Source organism: Acidobacteriota bacterium (assembly GCA_009838525.1).
GTDB lineage: Bacteria > Acidobacteriota > Vicinamibacteria > Vicinamibacterales > UBA8438 > VXRJ01.
On sequence record VXRJ01000018.1, the window covers coordinates 683118 to 699784 of the forward strand.

The 16667-nt window shown below is 66.1% G+C and carries 17 protein-coding genes and 2 tRNA genes; 14 read left to right on the plus strand and 5 right to left on the minus strand.

The features are described 5' to 3' along the window. The first annotated feature begins 53 nt into the window (after positions 1-53). Positions 54-491: a BrxA/BrxB family bacilliredoxin gene (locus tag F4Y45_08900; GenBank protein MXY24625.1), complete on the plus strand. Its 438-nt coding sequence runs from the start codon at positions 54-56 to the stop codon at positions 489-491. Here the strand turns inward: F4Y45_08900 and hemH are convergent. After that, on the minus strand, positions 488-1582 hold the full coding sequence (hemH, locus tag F4Y45_08905) for a ferrochelatase (GenBank protein MXY24626.1): 1095 nt from the start codon (positions 1580-1582) through the stop codon (positions 488-490). The genes F4Y45_08900 and hemH overlap by 4 nt on opposite strands. Before the next feature lie 80 nt (positions 1583-1662). On the opposite strand from hemH, the gene F4Y45_08910 reads away from it, so the two are divergent. Together F4Y45_08910 and F4Y45_08915 are read left to right on the plus strand one after the other, a co-directional pair. Continuing rightward, complete coding sequence (locus tag F4Y45_08910) at positions 1663-2418, plus strand: TIM barrel protein (protein MXY24627.1); 756 nt, start codon at positions 1663-1665, stop codon at positions 2416-2418. Positions 2419-2440: 22 nt separating this feature from the next. Next, positions 2441-2517 (plus strand) — tRNA-Pro (locus F4Y45_08915). Between the two features lie 15 nt (positions 2518-2532). Here the strand turns inward: F4Y45_08915 and F4Y45_08920 are convergent. Next, positions 2533-4110: a tetratricopeptide repeat protein gene (locus F4Y45_08920; GenBank protein MXY24628.1), complete on the minus strand. Its 1578-nt coding sequence runs from the start codon at positions 4108-4110 to the stop codon at positions 2533-2535. A 100-nt stretch (positions 4111-4210) separates the two neighbouring features. Here F4Y45_08920 and F4Y45_08925 point away from each other — a divergent pair, with 100 nt between their 5' ends. The 4 genes from F4Y45_08925 to F4Y45_08940 all read left to right on the plus strand — a co-directional run bounded on the left by F4Y45_08925 (position 4211) and on the right by F4Y45_08940 (position 5711). Beyond that, entirely contained in the window at positions 4211-4486 is a 276-nt protein-coding gene (locus F4Y45_08925; protein MXY24629.1) for an acylphosphatase, read from the plus strand. Positions 4487-4540: 54 nt separating this feature from the next. After that, positions 4541-5056: an adenine phosphoribosyltransferase gene (locus F4Y45_08930; GenBank protein MXY24630.1), complete on the plus strand. Its 516-nt coding sequence runs from the start codon at positions 4541-4543 to the stop codon at positions 5054-5056. 22 nt (positions 5057-5078) lie between these two features. Further along, positions 5079-5600, plus strand: coding sequence for a hypothetical protein (locus F4Y45_08935; protein MXY24631.1), 522 nt, complete (start codon positions 5079-5081; stop codon positions 5598-5600). A gap of 34 nt (positions 5601-5634) precedes the next feature. Beyond that, a tRNA-Arg gene (locus F4Y45_08940) sits at positions 5635-5711 on the plus strand. Positions 5712-5769: 58 nt separating this feature from the next. On the opposite strand, the gene F4Y45_08945 is transcribed toward F4Y45_08940, so the two are convergent. Then, complete coding sequence (locus F4Y45_08945; GenBank protein ID MXY24632.1) at positions 5770-7242, minus strand: hypothetical protein; 1473 nt, start codon at positions 7240-7242, stop codon at positions 5770-5772. Positions 7243-7371: 129 nt separating this feature from the next. On the opposite strand from F4Y45_08945, the gene F4Y45_08950 reads away from it, so the two are divergent. The 3 genes from F4Y45_08950 to F4Y45_08960 are packed head-to-tail and all read left to right on the plus strand — an operon-like array spanning position 7372 to position 10263. Then, positions 7372-8265, plus strand: coding sequence for a tetratricopeptide repeat protein (locus tag F4Y45_08950; GenBank protein MXY24633.1), 894 nt, complete (start codon positions 7372-7374; stop codon positions 8263-8265). Between the two features lie 28 nt (positions 8266-8293). Then, a complete protein-coding gene (locus F4Y45_08955) occupies positions 8294-9181 on the plus strand; it encodes a carbon-nitrogen hydrolase (protein MXY24634.1) in 888 nt (295 codons plus the stop codon). Next, positions 9178-10263 carry an agmatine deiminase family protein gene (locus tag F4Y45_08960; protein ID MXY24635.1) on the plus strand — a complete coding sequence of 362 codons (1086 nt, stop codon included), beginning with the start codon at positions 9178-9180 and terminating at the stop codon, positions 10261-10263. Before F4Y45_08955 ends, F4Y45_08960 begins: the two co-directional genes overlap by 4 nt. Before the next feature lie 11 nt (positions 10264-10274). Here F4Y45_08960 and F4Y45_08965 read toward each other — a convergent pair whose 3' ends face one another. Further along, positions 10275-11363 (minus strand): deoxyhypusine synthase, encoded by a 1089-nt coding sequence (locus F4Y45_08965; GenBank protein MXY24636.1) that lies wholly within the window; start codon positions 11361-11363, stop codon positions 10275-10277. An 11-nt stretch (positions 11364-11374) separates the two neighbouring features. Next, positions 11375-12079 (minus strand): tRNA (adenosine(37)-N6)-threonylcarbamoyltransferase complex dimerization subunit type 1 TsaB, encoded by a 705-nt coding sequence (gene tsaB, locus F4Y45_08970; GenBank protein ID MXY24637.1) that lies wholly within the window; start codon positions 12077-12079, stop codon positions 11375-11377. 59 nt (positions 12080-12138) lie between these two features. Here tsaB and mutS point away from each other — a divergent pair, with 59 nt between their 5' ends. From mutS to pssA, 4 genes are all read left to right on the plus strand, one after another. Next, positions 12139-14823, plus strand: a complete 2685-nt coding sequence (gene mutS, locus F4Y45_08975; GenBank protein ID MXY24638.1) for a DNA mismatch repair protein MutS — start codon at positions 12139-12141, stop codon at positions 14821-14823. A 124-nt stretch (positions 14824-14947) separates the two neighbouring features. Then, on the plus strand, positions 14948-15163 hold the full coding sequence (locus tag F4Y45_08980; GenBank protein MXY24639.1) for a DUF465 domain-containing protein: 216 nt from the start codon (positions 14948-14950) through the stop codon (positions 15161-15163). Then, positions 15160-15840, plus strand: a complete 681-nt coding sequence (locus tag F4Y45_08985) for a phosphatidylserine decarboxylase family protein (protein MXY24640.1) — start codon at positions 15160-15162, stop codon at positions 15838-15840. The genes F4Y45_08980 and F4Y45_08985 overlap by 4 nt, the downstream gene beginning before the upstream one ends. Positions 15841-15862: 22 nt before the next feature. Further along, complete coding sequence (gene pssA, locus F4Y45_08990) at positions 15863-16657, plus strand: CDP-diacylglycerol--serine O-phosphatidyltransferase (protein ID MXY24641.1); 795 nt, start codon at positions 15863-15865, stop codon at positions 16655-16657. Positions 16658-16667: the final 10 nt, after the last annotated feature.

Here is a 16667-nt window from a genome sequence, read left to right on the forward strand (position 1 = left end):
CGGCGCCATCCCAGGCGCTGGCGGGAATCGTAGAGTCACCAAGGAGCAAGAACGTGTATCCAGAATTCTTCATCGCCCCGATGCGGGAGGAATTGACGCGGCTCGGGGTCAAGGAACTGCGAACGGCCGAGGCGGTCGATGAGGCAGTTGCCGGTACTTCGGGAACCTTGATGGTCGTCGTCAACTCCGTCTGTGGCTGTGCCGCCGGCAGGGCCCGTCCCGGAATTGCGCTCGCGCTGCAGCACGGGACTCGGCCGGATGTCGTCGCCAGCGTCTTCGCCGGAGCCGACCTCGAGGCGACCGAGCGGGCACGTGGCTATTTCGTCGGCTATCCTCCGTCTTCGCCTTCAGTCGCCCTGCTGCGCGGCGGCAAGCTGGTCTACATGATGGAGCGGCACCAGATCGAGAATCAGGAAGCGGACGCGATAGCCCGCGACCTGGCCGCCGCCTTCGACGAGCATTGCGCACCGGCCGGGGCTGCGGTCAGCTAGCCGTCCGGCCATCGTCCTACGGTTTCTTCGGTTCCGAGCGGCGTCATGACCGGCTGTACCGACGCAGCGTGCTCGCGCCGGGCGGGTGGTGGCGGTTCGACTCGCGCCGGAGGATCGGGCGAGACAATCGGCAGCGGGCGCCCACCACGCGCCCATTCGTCGCGTGTCAGTTCCGCCAGCAGATCGAGGAATGCCGGATGGTCGTTTGCGGCGGACGCCCGTTGCATCGGAAGGTCCATCGCGCGGCAGAGGTCCGCCGCTTCCGTGTCGAGGTCATAGAGGACCTCCAGGTGATCGGCCACGAAGCCGATCGGCGCAATAACTACCGCGGCTAGACTACGGTTTCGTTCCACCCGCAGATAGTCGTAGACGTCCGGCTCCAGCCACGGATCCTGGGGACGTCCGCTCCGGCTCTGGTACGTGAGGGCCCAGTCGCAAGCGCCGGCGGCGTTGGCGACGAGACGCGCGGACTCCAGCAATTCCGCCTCGTAACGGCATGCATCCGCCATCGATTGCGGAATGCTGTGGGCAGTGAAGACAACCCGGGCGTCCCGCTGCAATTCCGGCGGCAATCTGCGCCGCGCTTCGGCGACGCGTTCCGCGTTCGCCATGACATAGCCTGGATGCGCGTGCCAGTCGCCGGCATACGTGACCTCGATGTCGGGGCGGCCCGCGGATCGGAGCGCCCGGCGTGCGTCGTCGACGTTCTGGCGGTACTGGCCGCAACTCGAATAGCTGTGCTGCGCCGCCATGATGATGCCGAGGGCGCGACGAACACCGGCATCAGCCATTCCGGCAAGTGTCTCGTCGAGGAACGGATGCCAGTTGCGCATGCCTATCCATACCGGCAGATCGGGCGTGGCCGCGGCCAGACGCGCACGTAGACCCTCCGCCTGCCGGCGGGTTATCGCAGTGATCGGTGATCTCCCGCCAAACTGCTCGTAGTGATGCGCCACCGCTTCGATCCGTTCCGCGGGTATGCGGCGACCACGCAGCACGTTGCGGAGAAAGGGCCGGATCTCGTCCGGACCCTCCGGGCCGCCGAAGCTGATGAGCAGGACGGCGTCGAACGGGCCGCCGGTACGTGCCATCACCGAATGATAGCGGGAGCACGTCAGACAGCCGCGAGCGGCGGCGTGATAGGATGGGCGCCTGCCGGGGGAGACGACTGATGCCCAGATTTGCCGCCAGCGTGGCGATGATGTTCAACGAGTGGGATCTGCTCGACCGTTTCGAGCAGGCGGCACGCGTCGGGTTCGAGGGAGTGGAGATTCAGGCGCCCTACGGAGAATCTCCCCAGGACATCGCGGATCGGGTACAGCAGCACGACCTGGTCGCAACCCTGATGAACGTTCCAGTTGCGGCTGGCGCGATCCCCGGGCGCGAGCAGGAGTATCGTGACGGCCTGTCGCGTGCATTCGACTATGCGGAGGCGGCGGGCTGCGGTCAACTCCATTGCCTCGCCGGCCGGACCGATGATGCGCGGGCGGAGGACACGTTCGTGGCCAACCTGGAGTGGGCCTCCGAACGGGCGCGCCCGCTCGGGATCCGGCTGCTGCTCGAACCCCTCAACACGCAGGACAATCCCGGCTACTTCCTGAGCGGGTCGGCGCAGGCCAGAGGCATCATCGAGCGGGTCGGCGCGGATAATGTCTTCCTGCAGTACGACTTCTACCACATGCAGATCATGGAGGGATACCTGGCCGAGACGGTCCGGGCAAACCTGGACATCATCAGCCACTTCCAGATCGGCGGCGTGCCGGGGCGGAATGAGCCGGACGAGACCCAGGAAATCAACTACCCGTACCTGTTCGGGGTGATCGACGAGATCGGCTTCGAAGGGTGGGTCGGCTGCGAGTACCGCCCTGCGGGAGAGACCATCGCGGGGCTGGAGTGGGCCCGACCGTACGGAATCAACCCGGGTTAGGTAGAATAGAAGACCCCTTGGTCGGGGCGTGGCTCAGCCTGGTAGAGCACTCGGTTCGGGACCGAGGGGTCGGAGGTTCAAATCCTCTCGCCCCGACCAACCTCCACCTTCCGGCTACGGACCTTCGTTCGTCGTGACGTACTGCTGCGCTTCCGTGTAACCCGGGTCGCTGGAGTCCCCGATCCAGAAGTCGGCCAACGTCGCGTAGTACCCGCGGGCTGCCTCGCGGTCACCGGCGGCGGCGGCGGCGCGCCCGGCGCCTAGCAGCGATCGCATTCGATTCGGCATCCGGAGAAGAGAAGTCTCGAACTTCTCAAGCGCCTCCCCGGGACGGTCCAACTCGAGCAGGATCTCGCCATACAACTCGTACGGGGGCTTTATGGGGCTCGCCGCGCCATTCGGAAGCCGGAGCGTCTCCACGATCTCAAGTGCCTCGTCCATCAGCGCGATCGCTTCATCTGCCTTCCCCTCGGCGGTGCGGACGGATGCCGCGACCTCGCGATAGGCGATACGATTCTGGGCGCTGTCCTCATCAGCCATCGTCTTGAGGGCAGCTTCCGCTTCCCGTGCGGCCGCGAGATTGCCGGTCCGCACGGCGCTCAACCCAGTCGCGAGCAGCTCATGCATTGACGAATCGTCCGTTACGGGCAAGACCCGCCACTCCTCGGTTTCCACGACATAGCGGGCGTTCACCAACGGCAACGTGTTAACCGCGCGCTGCTGGCCATCGCTGTCGGCGATCAGGTTCTCCAGTCGCTCGATCCAGACGCGGGCCTTCCCATAGTCGCCGCGCTGCAGGTCGCCGTACTGCCCCCAGTCGAGCGAATGGACCGCATCGCCCACGCTGTCGCCCGGCTGCCAGAGGGCGATCGCCGCCTCGTGGGCCGACTGGTTATGGTTTGAAACGAGATCCCACATGCCATGCTGAATGAAGATGTGCGTCGGCATGTGCCGGGCGTGCGAAACAGCAGGCGCGATCTCCGCGTACCGCCGTGCGGCAGCGAGCGCAAGCGGCGCATGAATCGGATCGTCGAATGAGTGGATCGTGTAGTGCGGCGCGCCCGGATGATCCGGGTTCTCGTTGAAGACGCGCATCGCAATCGTTCCCGCCCGCACCTCAAGGCGTAGCGACTGATCGCCCAGCGCGCGCGATCCGGCCAGCATCGAGAGGGCATAGAAGGTGGCGACCTCGTGGTCGTCGGGGTACCGGTCGTAGAGTCGCTCCATCGCCTCCATGTAGCGGACCTGCCGTTCGGCGTAGGTTCCATCCTCCGACCAGAGCTCCTCGACCGCCTCGAGGAAGCCGCGCTCTCGGTCCGTCGGCGCCTTCGCGGCGCGCTCGGACCGGGTCGGAGCAAGGCGGCTCAGGACCGCGCGCGGGTTCTCCTCGTCGAGGCCGCGACCTGCCCCGAACAGGGGATGGTTGTAGCAGAGCGTCTCGCCCCAGTACGCGAGGGCAAAGTCGGGCTCAATCTCCTGCGCCGCCTGAAACTGCTCGATCGCCTGCTTCCAGCCAAAACTGTGCAGGATGGCAACGCCCCGCAGAAAGTGATTCTGCGCCGCTTCCGAGCTGGCTGAAGTAGGAAAATCGAGCGAACCCACCTCCGTGAACTGCGCCGCGGCGGGAACCGCCGCGCCGAACGTCAGAAGAAGGGCAAGGAGAATGGCGGGAGTGCGGGCGCATGCTTGCATCATGTTCTCTCCGTACAGACGTCAACTGAGGGTAACACAGGAAGTCCGCTTCCGACCGATGGTTATAATCCCGCAGGCAATCTGTGGCGGACGAAGTCCAATGCACATAGCACGTCGTTTCCTGGTGAGTGGCCGCGTACAACGGGTCGGTTTCCGCGCGTTCGTCGCTAACGCCGCGCGCCGTGAGGGAATCCGCGGCTTCGTCCGAAACCTGGCCGACGGGCGCGTGGAAGCGGTGGGCGAAGGGGACCGGGAAGCCGTCGAACGCTTCGTCCGGGCTCTACACCAGGGCCCGCCCTTCTCGAAGGTGCTGGACGTGATCGTCGAAGAGCTGGCCCCGCTCAACCTGACCGGGGATTTCACCGTCCGCGTCTGATCGCACGAACCTTCACGCAGCTCGCGCAAGCACTCCACGGAAGAACGAGGTCACATGGAAGCACTGAAGCAATTGATCCGGGAAGTGCCCGACTTCCCGAAGCCGGGAATCCTCTTCTATGACATTACGACGCTCCTGATGGATCCCGACGGTCTGCGTCACGCGATTGACTGTGTGGTGAAACCGTACCGTGACGCGCCAGTCGACAAGGTGATCGGCATCGAGAGCCGCGGATTCATCCTGGGCGCAGCAGTCGCGAATCACCTCGGCGTGGGCTTCGTGCCGGTCCGCAAGCCCGGCAAGTTGCCGTCGCGGTCGGTGCGGAGGGAATACGCGCTGGAATATGGCACCGACGCGCTCGAGATGCACGCGGACGCGGTGAGTTCCGGGGAGCGCATCCTGATCGTCGACGACCTCCTTGCGACCGGCGGCACCGCGCGGGCGGTCGCGGATCTGGTTGGCGAACTGGGCGCCACGGTCCATGCACTGGCGTTTCTGATCGAACTGGACGCGCTGCATGGCCGCGACAGGCTCGACGGACACGAGATCTTCTCGGTCCTGCACTACTGATCCCAACGCGGGTACCGGAGCCTTGGATCTCACGCTGATCGTCGTCGCGGTAGTGCTCGCCGTGGCCGCGGCCGGCGTGGCCGAGCGCTACCGGCGAGAGAGGCGCCGCGACCACCAGGAACGCATCGTTGCGCTGCTCCTCACCACCTTCATGCCAGCCGTCGCGCGCGCCGACCCGCGCGAGTTGCTGGCGTGGCGAACTTCCGCGGACTCCGTCCGCGAGTTGTTTCCGGAGGCGGTGGCAACGATAGAAGCGCAAACCGGCGAACGATTTCCGTTCCCGCGTGCCGTGGTCGAAGACGCCCACGCACAGTGGACCGCCGATTGGCTGGCGTGGGAGCGGCAGCATGACACGGCATATCGCGAGCGGGCCGCGACGCTCGAGGCGGAACTTCAGGCGACGGGCGGTGATGACGCCGCCGCGGCCGTGCGCGCAAAGATCGCCACGCTCGAGGACGAGAGGCTGCAGACGTATCAACGCCGTTACGAGGATTACGTCCGGGTGGGCAACGGCCTCATTGCCCTGACCGAGACGGCCGGCTGAGGGCCGGAGCACCGTATACACTCATGGAGCGCGTGCGCGTGTAGCTCAGCTGGATAGAGCAGCCGCCTCCTAAGCGGCAGGCCCCCGGTTCGAATCCGGGCACGCGCGCCACCCACCCGTGGGTCCGTTCCGGACACATGGGCTACGGAAACTACGGATTCGGAGTCGATTACAGGTCCCGGTTGGCGTAGTGGTTCCAGCCGAACGCTTCCTTGACGGCCATCGACAGGTCGAAGCCGTGCTGTACCGCGTCGGGCACCGTCAGGTTGAAGTCGAAGGGGAAGATGGCGTGCCCTTCGAACTCCTCGTTCCACGACCCGACGATGTAGGTGGGGGCGGGCAACGCTGGCGTGCCGAGTTGCGCAAGCCAGTTGGTCTCGATGTACTCGTGCAGGTGGACATCGCGCAGCAGTTTCAGAAAGTCCGTGTAGGTTGCGCGGTTGATCTGCAGCGTCGGATAGCCAGGCTTGGCGAACCCGGGCGACAGGTTCGGAATCACCAGGATGCGCCGGCCGGTGAACGCATTGTTGATCGAGCCGATCGTTGCGTAGTTGGTCCGCAGGATCGTGAGGAGGTTCTCTATGTAGGCGCGGCTTACCGGCAGCGCGAGAGGCGTCTGCGTCGGCTTGAGCGCGGCGTGATGATAGACGTAAATCGCATCGAAATTCGTGGACCGCAGTTTCCGATCCTCCGTGACATCCCGCGTCGACGCCAGGTAGACCTCGTCACCCACGAGGTACGGGAAGGCGCCATATATGTCGCGGAACCGGTTCCGTAGCATTCGGATCGCGTCCCTGATGGCGGTGTAAGCAGCAGCGTTGGGGGGAATCGTCCCCCAGGTATGCGAGCCGAAGATGAAGATGACGGGGCGGCCGTCGAGTGTGAAGATGCGGACCGGTGTCTCGTCGCGCACCTCCACCAGGAAGCGGGCCATCTCCTCGAAATCGTCGCGCAGTCGTTCGATGACACCCGCGGTACGGAAATCGAGACGCTCGAAGGGATCGCCCGAGTTCCTCAGGTTGGCAATCGTGTTCTCGTAGATCAAACAGGCGTAACGCGTGTTGGCATTCGGCGCCTGCAGGTACCCCTGCCGGTAGTTTTCCTGGTTCGAGTGGTTGTGGAGATCGCGCGCCGGAATCCAGCTCAACGCGTCGACCGTCACGCCAAACTCGTTCTTCAGCTCGTTAAAGGTCGTCTCGACCACGGGATCCGCGGAGAGGTAGTTCCCGCCTCGGAAGCGTGTCGTCTGAAGGGCCACGGGCCGGATCGTGGACTTGTACCAACCGTAGTGCCAGGCAATCGTGATCGGCCGGGTTCGTGTCTGCAGGCCGGCGCCGTAACGCTGCACCGAGTGTTCGATGGAGTTGACGGAGGTGGCATCCACCGTGCCTCGTCCGAAAACATCGGCCCGCGGATCGAAGCCGTGGGCAGGCTGCAGGCCGAAGCCGCGGTTCGTGAACAGCGCCGATGCGGCCAGGTCCCGATCGGACGCACCGACCGCGCCGTCGCCGTCGACATCCGCGACCCAGGAGGGAAGCAGCACCGGCGTCTGTGCATTCGACTGACTTACCCGCGCGGCGGCGGCCGCCACCGCTGCGCCCGCGGTCGCCATGAACCGCCGCCGGGGCGCGGTCCGCGTCATTCGTGACCGTCCCATGGGAAGTCAGCAGTGCTTCAATTCCAATTCCGTCCCGCTCCGGAGCGCGGCAGCCAACAGTCGCCGCAGGGGCCGTACCGTAGCCCAAGATCCGGGCATCCTGTCAAGCCCTGCATGGGCCCACTGCTCCGGGCCTTTCGCCAGTCAGCGCACGACACCGCCAAAACGGGCGGATTTGGTAAGCTAACTGGTCGGAGAGGCGGTTGTGCGCCCGGATGGACGCGCGCCGGAGCTCGCACCATGAAGCGATCAGAACGGCACCACCTGAAGGAAAACCCGCTCGCGACCTTCCTCGCGGAATTGTCCGAGACCAACTGGGTGAGCACGCGAGCGGTCACGGGCGCCGCCCTGGTGGTGGGCGCGCTGATTGTCGCCGGCACCGTCTTCGGCTGGCAGCAGTACCGTTCGTCGAGAGCGAGCGCGCTCCTCGCCTCGGCGATGGCCATCGTCGATGCGCCGGTCGCCGCCACGGACGCAACCGATGGTGCGAGCGGACCGGCGTCGAGCACGGAGCCCGGCACGCCGACGGAATTCCCCTCAGTCGCCGCCAAGCTGGAAACGGCCGTGCCGCAACTGCTTGAGGCGGCGGAAGCCTATCCGAGCCTCTCGCAGGGGATCGCCGCACGCTACCAGGCTGCGGTGGCCCTGAGCGTGCTCGGAAGGACCGAAGAAGCGGATACCCAGTACCAGCAGGTCATGGAATTGGACGGAGACGGTACCTACGCTCGAATGGCCCGTCTCGGCCGTGCCGAGGCACTGTTGGCCACCGGTGACTACGACGGCGCCATCACCCTCCTGGCCGAGGCGTCGGCCGCGCCGGCAACCGACGGCGCGGGACTGCCGCGCGATGCCCTGCTGATGCGTCTCGGCCAAGTGTACGCGCTGGCCGGCCAATCGGCCGAGGCGGTCTCCACCTTCCGTCAGTTGATTGATGAATTCCCGGCCTCCGGGTACCGCTTCGAGGCCCAGCGCGAACTCAATACCCTCCCGCAACCGGGCGACGGGTAGACACCCCGCCTTGCCTGGCGCACCAGCCATGCACGCCGGCAGTTTCACCGTCGGCCTCGTGCAGATGCAATGGCCCGGATCCACAGCCGCCGCACACGATGCGGCCGAGGCGGGAATCCGCGAGGCGGTGGGGCAGGGAGCCCAGATTGTGTGCCTCCAGGAGCTCTTCGGTTCTCCCTATTTCTGCCAGAAGGAAGATGCCGCCTGTTTCGACCTGGCGGAGGCGCTGCCAGGCCCAACCACGGACCGGTTCGCGGCGGTCGCGCGTGAACTGGAGGCGGTGCTTGTCGTTCCCGTCTTCGAACGGCGAACCGCTGGCCTCTACCACAACACGGCGGCAGTGATCGATGCGTCGGGGGAACTGCTCGGGACGTATCGAAAAATGCACATTCCGGACGATCCCCAGTACTACGAGAAGTTCTACTTCGCACCCGGCGATCTGGGGTACCCGGTGTTCGAGACGCGCTACGCCCGGCTCGGTGTCCTGATCTGCTGGGATCAGTGGTACCCCGAAGCGGCGCGCCTCATGGCTCTGGGGGGAGCGGAACTGATCTGTTATCCGACCGCCATCGGATGGCCAGCCACCGAGCCCGGACCGGAAGGCGAGGCGGAACGCGACGCCTGGCGCACGGTGCAACGGGGGCATGCCGTGGCGAATGGCATCTGGGTGGCGTCCGTGAATCGCGTCGGCGTGGAAAGCTCCTCGTCCGACCGCCTGCGGTTCTGGGGTAGCTCCTTCGTATGCGATCCGGCCGGACGGGTCGTGGCGGAAGCGTCGGAGGAAGCCGCCGTCGTCGTCGCGCGATGCGAGCGCAATCTGGTGGAACAACAGCGCCGCGCCTGGCCCTTCCTTCGTGACCGGCGGGTCGAAACCTACGCACCCCTGAGCCGGCGGTTTCTCGACGGCCGCGAATGAGTGCGCAAGTCGCCGGCGCCCGGATGCCGGCGGAGTGGGAGCCACATGCGGCCACGTGGCTCGTCTGGCCCCACAACCGTGACGACTGGGGCGTCAAAACCGGCGCCGTCGAGTGGTGCTACGTCGAGATGATCCGTCATCTGGTACGTGCTGAGCGCGTAGCACTCGTCTGCCAGGATGCGCGCGTGCGTCAGCGCGCGTGCAGTCGCCTCGAGCGATCCGGGGTCGACATGGCGCGCATCGACCTTCATTTGATCGCGACGAACCGCTCGTGGATTCGCGACAGCGGACCCATCTTCGTCGTGCGCGGCACGGGGCCGCGCAGGACCGTCCTGGCCACCGACTGGCGTTTCACGGGGTGGTCGCGGTACCGCGCGCATGCGCTGGACGACGCACTGCCCCGACACATCGCACGGCGTCTCGGAATGAAACGGATCGACTTGCGTGACGGAGCTGGCCGCGTCGTTCTCGAGGGCGGCAGCATCGATGTCGACGGCTCCGGCTTACTGCTGACGACCGAGACCTGCCTGCTCGGCCATGCGCAAGCGCGCAATCCCGGACTCTCACGCGAGGTGCTGGAACAGATCCTTGAACGGTTCCTGGGAGTCAAGCAGGTGCTGTGGCTGCCGGGTGGCGACGGAGAAACGGTGCTGGCTGGCGACGATACCCACGGGCACGTCGACAACGTGGCGCGCTTCGTCGGACCGGCAACCGTATTGGCGGCCGAAACGGACAATCGGCACGATCCGCGCTACCCGCTCCTCGCGGCGAACATGGCGCGGCTTCGGTCGCTACGCACGGCGCAGGGCAGAACCATCGGCGTGATCCCGATCCGGATGCCGCGGCCACTCGTCTTCGACGGAGAACCGCTGCCGGCAAGCTACCTCAACTTCTACATTGCGAACGACGTTGTGCTCGTGCCTACGTTCAACGACCCGGCGGATCGCGACGCGCTCTCGACCCTCGCCAACTGCTTCCCCGAAAGGGAGGTGGTAGGCATCCACGCCGTCGATCTGATCGTGGGTCTGGGCGCCATCCATTGCGTCACGCAACAACAGCCGACCGGCCACAACAGCCCGTGAGGCAGGCTTCCTCAGGCTTCCGCGGCTTCGCCATCGAAATGATCGACGGGGACGGGCCGGCCGTCCACCACGAGGATGCGGTCCTTTAGGTCGAACGCCGGTGGCCGGCGCATCGAGAGCTCGTCAGTGGCGGACCCCGCCAGCGCGGTGGCGATGATCGGCAAGGCGACGGTCGCATCGGCGGACACCGTCACGCGATCCGCGTCACCAGCCAGCTTGCCCCAGCTCTCCGCTTCGTCGAGGGTCGATCCGCTCGCGCCTCCGAAGTGCGGCACGTCCGTTACGACCTGAAGCGCGTAGCGGTGTCCCTCGATGCCGTCGCGATAGAACGCCGCCTGGACGCTCGCCTGGTTGATGAAGTTCTTCGGCGTGCCGCCTCCCAGAACCACGGACGCGGTCCGCGGGCGGCGGATCACAAGGTTGGCGGATTCGATGATGTCGCCAATGACGTCGATCTGACCCGCCTCGGCGGCGTCGTGACGCGCTTGCGACAGTCCCATCCCGAGGGACGAGTCGGCGATGGCGGGGCAGAAAATGGGGACGTTCGCCCGGTAGGCCGCGGTCAGAATACCGTCCGCGCCCGTTTCATTCCAGAGTCGTTCACCCAGCCGGTAAAGGAACTCGCGCGTGGTGTGTCGTCTCGGCTCCAGGGTCGCGGCGAATCCCGCAATCCAGATGTCGTTGCGGACGAACTCATCTTCATCGACAAACGTGTCGTAAACACGGTCGATACGAGCATCGGCCAGCGCCCGGTCATCGGTCCGAGGCGAACCGATGAAGTGGCGCTGACCACGTGTCTCGTGCAGGTCGTGGTACAGGTTCGCGCCGGTCGACACTACGCAGTCGACGGCGCGCCGGTGAATCAAGTCGGCGAGGATCAACCGCAATCCCCCCGCGCTGAGAGCCCCGGCAATGCCCAGAAAGATCAGTAGCTCGTCGCCGAGCATCCTCTGCCATACCCGATGGGCCGCAGCGAGGTTCCGTCCCTGGAACGAGATCCGCTCCATCCGCCGAAGCACCTCGTCAACCGGGAGACCTCCTTCTACCCGGTAGGGTTCGACCGGCGTGGCAAGAAACCGCGACTTCTTGGACCTGGTCATGGAGCGGCGGGCTAGCGTCCTCGTTCCCGGGCGCGCACTGCGTCGGGGCGGCGAACGTACAACGGCTGTACCGCGTGCGGCTCGACGGCGGTGTCAACCGTTTCGACAGCCAGGCGGATCATCGCGGGAGCGAGCGGCGGCGGCTCGCGCAGCTTCCCACGTGATCCCAGCCTCGCGTCGAGCAGATCGCGCGTCGCCTCGATGCCGTCGCCTATCACCGTTAGGGAGCGACTCGCCAGTAGGGGCGCCCAGTAGTCCAGCAGCGCCGCCGCCGGACCAACGCGCGGCTCGTCGAGGGGAGTCCGCCCGTCGGCATCGTAGAGGCCGCCGAAGATCTCCTGCCGCTGTCCGTCCATCCAGACGACGACCCGCTCCTGGGCGGTTTCTCCCTGCGGACCGGTATCCGCGCCAATCCGGGCAAGGACATCCAGCGTCGACAGCGGTACGACCGGACGCCCCGCGGCGAGTGCAAGCGCCTGCACGGTCGCGATGCCGACACGGAGACCGGTGAACGATCCGGGGCCGATCGCAACGGAATAGTAGTCGATGCCGGCCAGGGCAACCCCGGCGGTACCAGCCAGCCCAATCAGGTCGTTGGGCAGGCGCTCGCCATGCGTCCGGGACGGATCGCCCCGCAGGGAGGCAACTACGTTGCCGTCCTGGGCAACCGCCGCGCTGCCACCCCGTGTGCTCGTGTCAAGCGCCAGAATCCACATGAGCGGTCCCTGATGGTGGCGATGCTACCATCGGCACGATGACCGCCTCGCCGCTGACGCTGACGGAGGCACGCCGCCATGCCACTCCCGCGATGCGTCAGTACCTCGACGCAAAGGCCCAACACCCGGACGCCCTGATCCTCTTCCGTATGGGCGACTTCTACGAGCTCTTCTTCGATGACGCCGTAACTGCGGCCCGCGAGCTCGAACTGACGTTGACGTCGCGCTCGAAAAACGCCGCTGGGGGCGAGATTCCCATGTGCGGGGTTCCACACCACGCAATCGACGGCTATCTGGTCCGCCTTGTCAAGAAGGGGTACCGAGTCGCGCTTTGCGAGCAGATGGAAGACCCGAGAAAGGCGAAGGGCCTGGTCCGTCGGGAGGTCGTGCGCGTCGTCTCGCCCGGCACGTTGACCGACAGCGGGTATCTCGAATCACGTGAATCGGTGTTCCTGGTGGCGATCGCGCCAGAGCAGGCGGGAGGCCTACCCAAGGGGATTCCAGCATACGGACTGGCGACGGCCGATTTGTCGACTGGCGAGTTCCGCGTCTCTCAGCACGCTGGTGCGTCTGCCGCCGCATTGGTGGCGGACGAGCTGGCCGCACTCCGTCCGCGCGAATTGTTGCTGCCGTCCGAAAACGGGGCAACGCCGACGATGCCCGGGCTCGACGCCGGAATCCGCGTCACGGGCGCCGCTCCCTGGACCTTCGATCTGAACCATGCGATCCGTGCGTTGACCGAACAGTTGGGGACCGCATCGCTTGACGGCTTCGGCCTGGCGCCCGATCGCCACTCGGCGGCGATCTGCGCCGCGGGCGCGCTGGTTCACTATCTTCGCGAAACGCAGAAGGCAGAGCTTGCGCACTTTGCAACACTCGAATTCCGTCCCGAAGCAGACTATCTGCTGTTAGACGCGGCGACGTTCGAACATCTGGAGATCCTGCGGGGCGCGAACGACGCGCGAACCGGATCGCTCGTGGCCGAACTGGATCTGACCACTACCGCGATGGGCGGCCGTCTGCTCCGCGCGTGGCTGCAGCGGCCGCTCGCCTCGCGGGATCCAATCCGCGACCGGCTGGACGCAGTCGGTGAGTTCGCCGCGGGTACGACGCTCCGGACACGCGTCCGGACCGTGTTGAAATGCGTACAGGATCTCGAGCGGCTGATCTCCCGCGTCGCCCTCGGCACCGCGGGACCGCGCGAGTTGCTTGCCCTGGGTCGCTCGGTCGCCGCCATACCGGACCTCCTGCCGATCGTGGCCGAGTTGCGCGCCCCGCTCTGCGTGAAGCTGGTCGGCGAGCTGGACGAGCTGGCGGATGTCCGCAAGCGCGTCCTCTCGACGCTGACCGACGACCCGCCGGCCCTTGCGCGGGATGGTGGAGCGATCCGCAAAGGAGTGGATCCCGAGCTGGACGCGCTGCGGAACATGAGCGGCGACGCGAAGCACGCGATCGCCGCAATGGAAACCTCTGAACGGAAACGGACCGGCATAACGAACCTCAAGGTCCGATTCAACCGGGTCTTTGGCTACTACATCGAAGTATCGAAGTCGAACCTGGAGGCAGTACCCGACGACTACACGCGGAAACAGACGGTGGCGACGGGGGAGCGGTTCAGCACCCCCGCCCTGAAGGAGTACGAGCAGAAGGTGCTCACCGCGGACGAACGGATCGTGGAGCGTGAGCAGGCACTGGTGGAGGAGCTTCGCCTTGGGGTGCTAGCCGAAGCGGAACGGGTGCAGCGGACCGCGCGTGCCCTGGCCACGCTGGATGTCCTGGCGACATTCGCCGAAATCGCCACCCGGCGGGACTATGTCAAGCCGGCGATCGCCGAGGACCGCGAGCTGACCATCACCGATGGCCGCCACCCGGTGGTGGAAAGGACCGTCGACGGCTTCGTTCCGAACGACCTTCACCTCAACGATACCGATCACCAGGTGCTGTTGCTCACCGGACCCAACATGGGAGGCAAGTCGACCTTTCTTCGACAGGCGGCCCTGATCGTGCTGATGGCGCAGGCGGGCTCGTTCGTCCCGGCTCGCGCGGCGTCACTGCCGGTGGCAGATCGCATTTTCGCCCGGATCGGCGCCTCCGACAACATCGCGCGCGGCCAGTCGACCTTCATGATCGAGATGCAGGAGACGGCGAAGATCCTCCACCAGGCGACCTCCGACAGCCTGGTGCTGCTCGACGAGATTGGCCGCGGCACCGCGACATTCGATGGATTGAGCATTGCCTGGGCGGTGGCCGAACATCTGGTGAGCAACCCGCGCGCCCGGCCGCGAACGCTATTTGCGACGCACTACCACGAACTGACCGATCTCGCCGACACGCACGCCGCAGCGGTCAACTATCACGTCGCGGCGCGCGAATGGAGGGATGGCATCGTCTTTCTTCGAAAGGTCGAGCCGGGACGCTCCGACCGCAGCTATGGCATCCATGTCGCTCGTCTCGCGGGACTGCCTCCCGAGACGGTAGCCCGTGCCCGGACCATTCTTGCGGGCCTCGAGCGCGACGAACTATCGCGCGGCGGACGGCCGTCGTTCAGTGGCCCCTCGATTGCGAGTGACCGTACCCAGCCTCAGCTCGCCCTGTTCGAGCGCGCGGCGCCACCCCCCGCGGAGGGGGAGGCGGCGGAGCGAATCCGGAGCGTCGATCTCGACGAAACGACACCCAGGGAAGCCCACGCGCTGCTGACCGACCTGCAACGGCTTCTTGGCGTGGATGACTCCGAACGACGGTAGTGATCGTCCACTCTCGGGGCCGCCCACCACCCGGTTGAAACGGCCCATGCCGTGTGATACGTTGCAGTCGGAATGCGCAATCGGCGGTCAGTCCTAAGCAACGATATCCCGGACAGGAGGCGCCATGACGCGAGAGCAGCACGCCCGTGAAGTGTTGCTGCAGGAGGACGACGAGTACCGTCGTCTGGCCGAGCAGCATCAGCAACTGGAATCCCGCCTTGACGAGCTGCTCGGCAACCGTTACCCCTCCGGCGCCGATGACCTGGAACGAACCACCCTCAAGAAGCAGAAGCTGCAGGTGAAGGATCGCATGGAGCGGATCCTCCGCCGCCATCTGTGACCATCGATCGCGCCGGAATCCCGTTCATCGCGGCCCCCGCCCTGGCGGGGGGCACGCTTTGGCTTGTCGGACAGCCGGCGATCGGTGCAGCGCTGGTGCTGATCGCCGGAGCCATCACGCTGTTCTTCCGGGACCCGGAGCGTCCCTTGCCGGCTGGCGTGAGTCCGGATGCAGTTCTCGCGCCAGCGGATGGCACGGTACTCCATGCCGGGGAACCCGATCCGGAAGCTGCCCCCGAGGGCGCCTGGTGGCAGGTGAGCATTTTCCTGTCCCTCCTTGATGTCCACGTGAACCGCGTGCCCATCGGCGGGCAAGTCGTCTCCGTCAACCACCGCCCGGGGCGGTTTCTACCCGCGTTTCATCAGCACGCGGCTGACCGGAACGAACGGACCGAGGTGCTGATCGACCATGACGGCCAGCCGGTCGTCTTTCATCAGGTCGTGGGAGTGCTGGCGCGCCGGGTCGTGTGCCGCATAGAACCTGGAATGGAGGTGGCACAGGGACAGCGGTTCGGTATCATGAAGTTCGGATCGCGCATGGACCTGTTTGTTCCCCGCTCGGCGAAGCTCGTAGTGGCGGTTGGGCAAACGGTGCGTGGCGGGGAGACCGTCCTGGCTCGCCTGGCAGCCTGTAGTGAGACCCCACGCCGCACCGAGAGCGGCGAGGCGCCCGGCTGACGAGGCGCGACGAGACACAAGAATGAGTCCGGTCCTGGCGATGTTCAAACGGCGGCAAAGGCAGCGGCGCAGGGGAGCGTACCTTCTGCCGAGTCTCTTCACGGTCGCGAACATGTTCTGCGGCTGGGCCTGCATCGTCTTCACCCTCAGAGGGGAGTACGTGACCGCTGCCCCCTTTGTCGGCTTCGCAATGGTCCTCGACCTGCTCGACGGCCGGATTGCGCGGTCGACCGGGTCGACGAGCGAGTTCGGAACGCAGCTAGACTCGCTGGCCGACGTCATCTCGTTCGGCATCGCACCGGCAACGCTCGTCTTCGCCTGGGGGCTCGAATCGCTTGGCCGGGTCGGCTGGGCGGTGGCCTTCCTCTGGCTTACCGCCACCGCGGTTCGCCTCGCCCGGTTCAACATCAGCGGACACGAAGGAGACAGACGCTACTTCATCGGGCTGCCGAGTCCGGCGGCGGCGGGTGTGCCGGCAGCGACGGTATTCGCCTGGCCGCTTGGCTTCGGGGATCCGGCGACCGCTGTTGCGGCCCTGTCGATTGTTCTCGTCCCGGCAATCCTGATGGTGAGTCGTCTCCGCTTCCGGAGTTTCGGCGCCCTGATTCCGGGCCGCCGGCGTTCCTATCTGACGCCGGTTGTGATTGGAGCCGTGATAGCCGCCATCGCGGCACAGCCGGAAGTGGTCCTGCTGCTGATGGCCTACACGTATCTCGCCTCCGGCCTGGCCGGCGCCCTGTGGAACCGCGCCCGGCACCCGCCCCGCGACGAAACGGCTTCTGAAGCCTCATCCGATCGACGCCATCGCCCCGCCTAGCAGCTCCGTC

Coding starts and splice junctions, on each gene's coding strand:
- hemH (MXY24626.1), bottom strand. CDS start 1,582: ATGGCACGTACCGGCGGCCCGTTCGACGCCGTCCTGCTCATCAGCTTC.
- F4Y45_08910 (MXY24627.1), top strand. CDS start 1,663: ATGCCCAGATTTGCCGCCAGCGTGGCGATGATGTTCAACGAGTGGGAT.
- F4Y45_08920 (MXY24628.1), bottom strand. CDS start 4,110: ATGCAAGCATGCGCCCGCACTCCCGCCATTCTCCTTGCCCTTCTTCTG.
- F4Y45_08925 (MXY24629.1), top strand. CDS start 4,211: ATGCACATAGCACGTCGTTTCCTGGTGAGTGGCCGCGTACAACGGGTC.
- F4Y45_08930 (MXY24630.1), top strand. CDS start 4,541: ATGGAAGCACTGAAGCAATTGATCCGGGAAGTGCCCGACTTCCCGAAG.
- F4Y45_08945 (MXY24632.1), bottom strand. CDS start 7,242: ATGACGCGGACCGCGCCCCGGCGGCGGTTCATGGCGACCGCGGGCGCA.
- F4Y45_08950 (MXY24633.1), top strand. CDS start 7,372: ATGGGCCCACTGCTCCGGGCCTTTCGCCAGTCAGCGCACGACACCGCC.
- F4Y45_08955 (MXY24634.1), top strand. CDS start 8,294: ATGCACGCCGGCAGTTTCACCGTCGGCCTCGTGCAGATGCAATGGCCC.
- F4Y45_08960 (MXY24635.1), top strand. CDS start 9,178: ATGAGTGCGCAAGTCGCCGGCGCCCGGATGCCGGCGGAGTGGGAGCCA.
- F4Y45_08965 (MXY24636.1), bottom strand. CDS start 11,363: ATGACCAGGTCCAAGAAGTCGCGGTTTCTTGCCACGCCGGTCGAACCC.
- tsaB (MXY24637.1), bottom strand. CDS start 12,079: ATGTGGATTCTGGCGCTTGACACGAGCACACGGGGTGGCAGCGCGGCG.
- F4Y45_08980 (MXY24639.1), top strand. CDS start 14,948: ATGACGCGAGAGCAGCACGCCCGTGAAGTGTTGCTGCAGGAGGACGAC.
- pssA (MXY24641.1), top strand. CDS start 15,863: ATGAGTCCGGTCCTGGCGATGTTCAAACGGCGGCAAAGGCAGCGGCGC.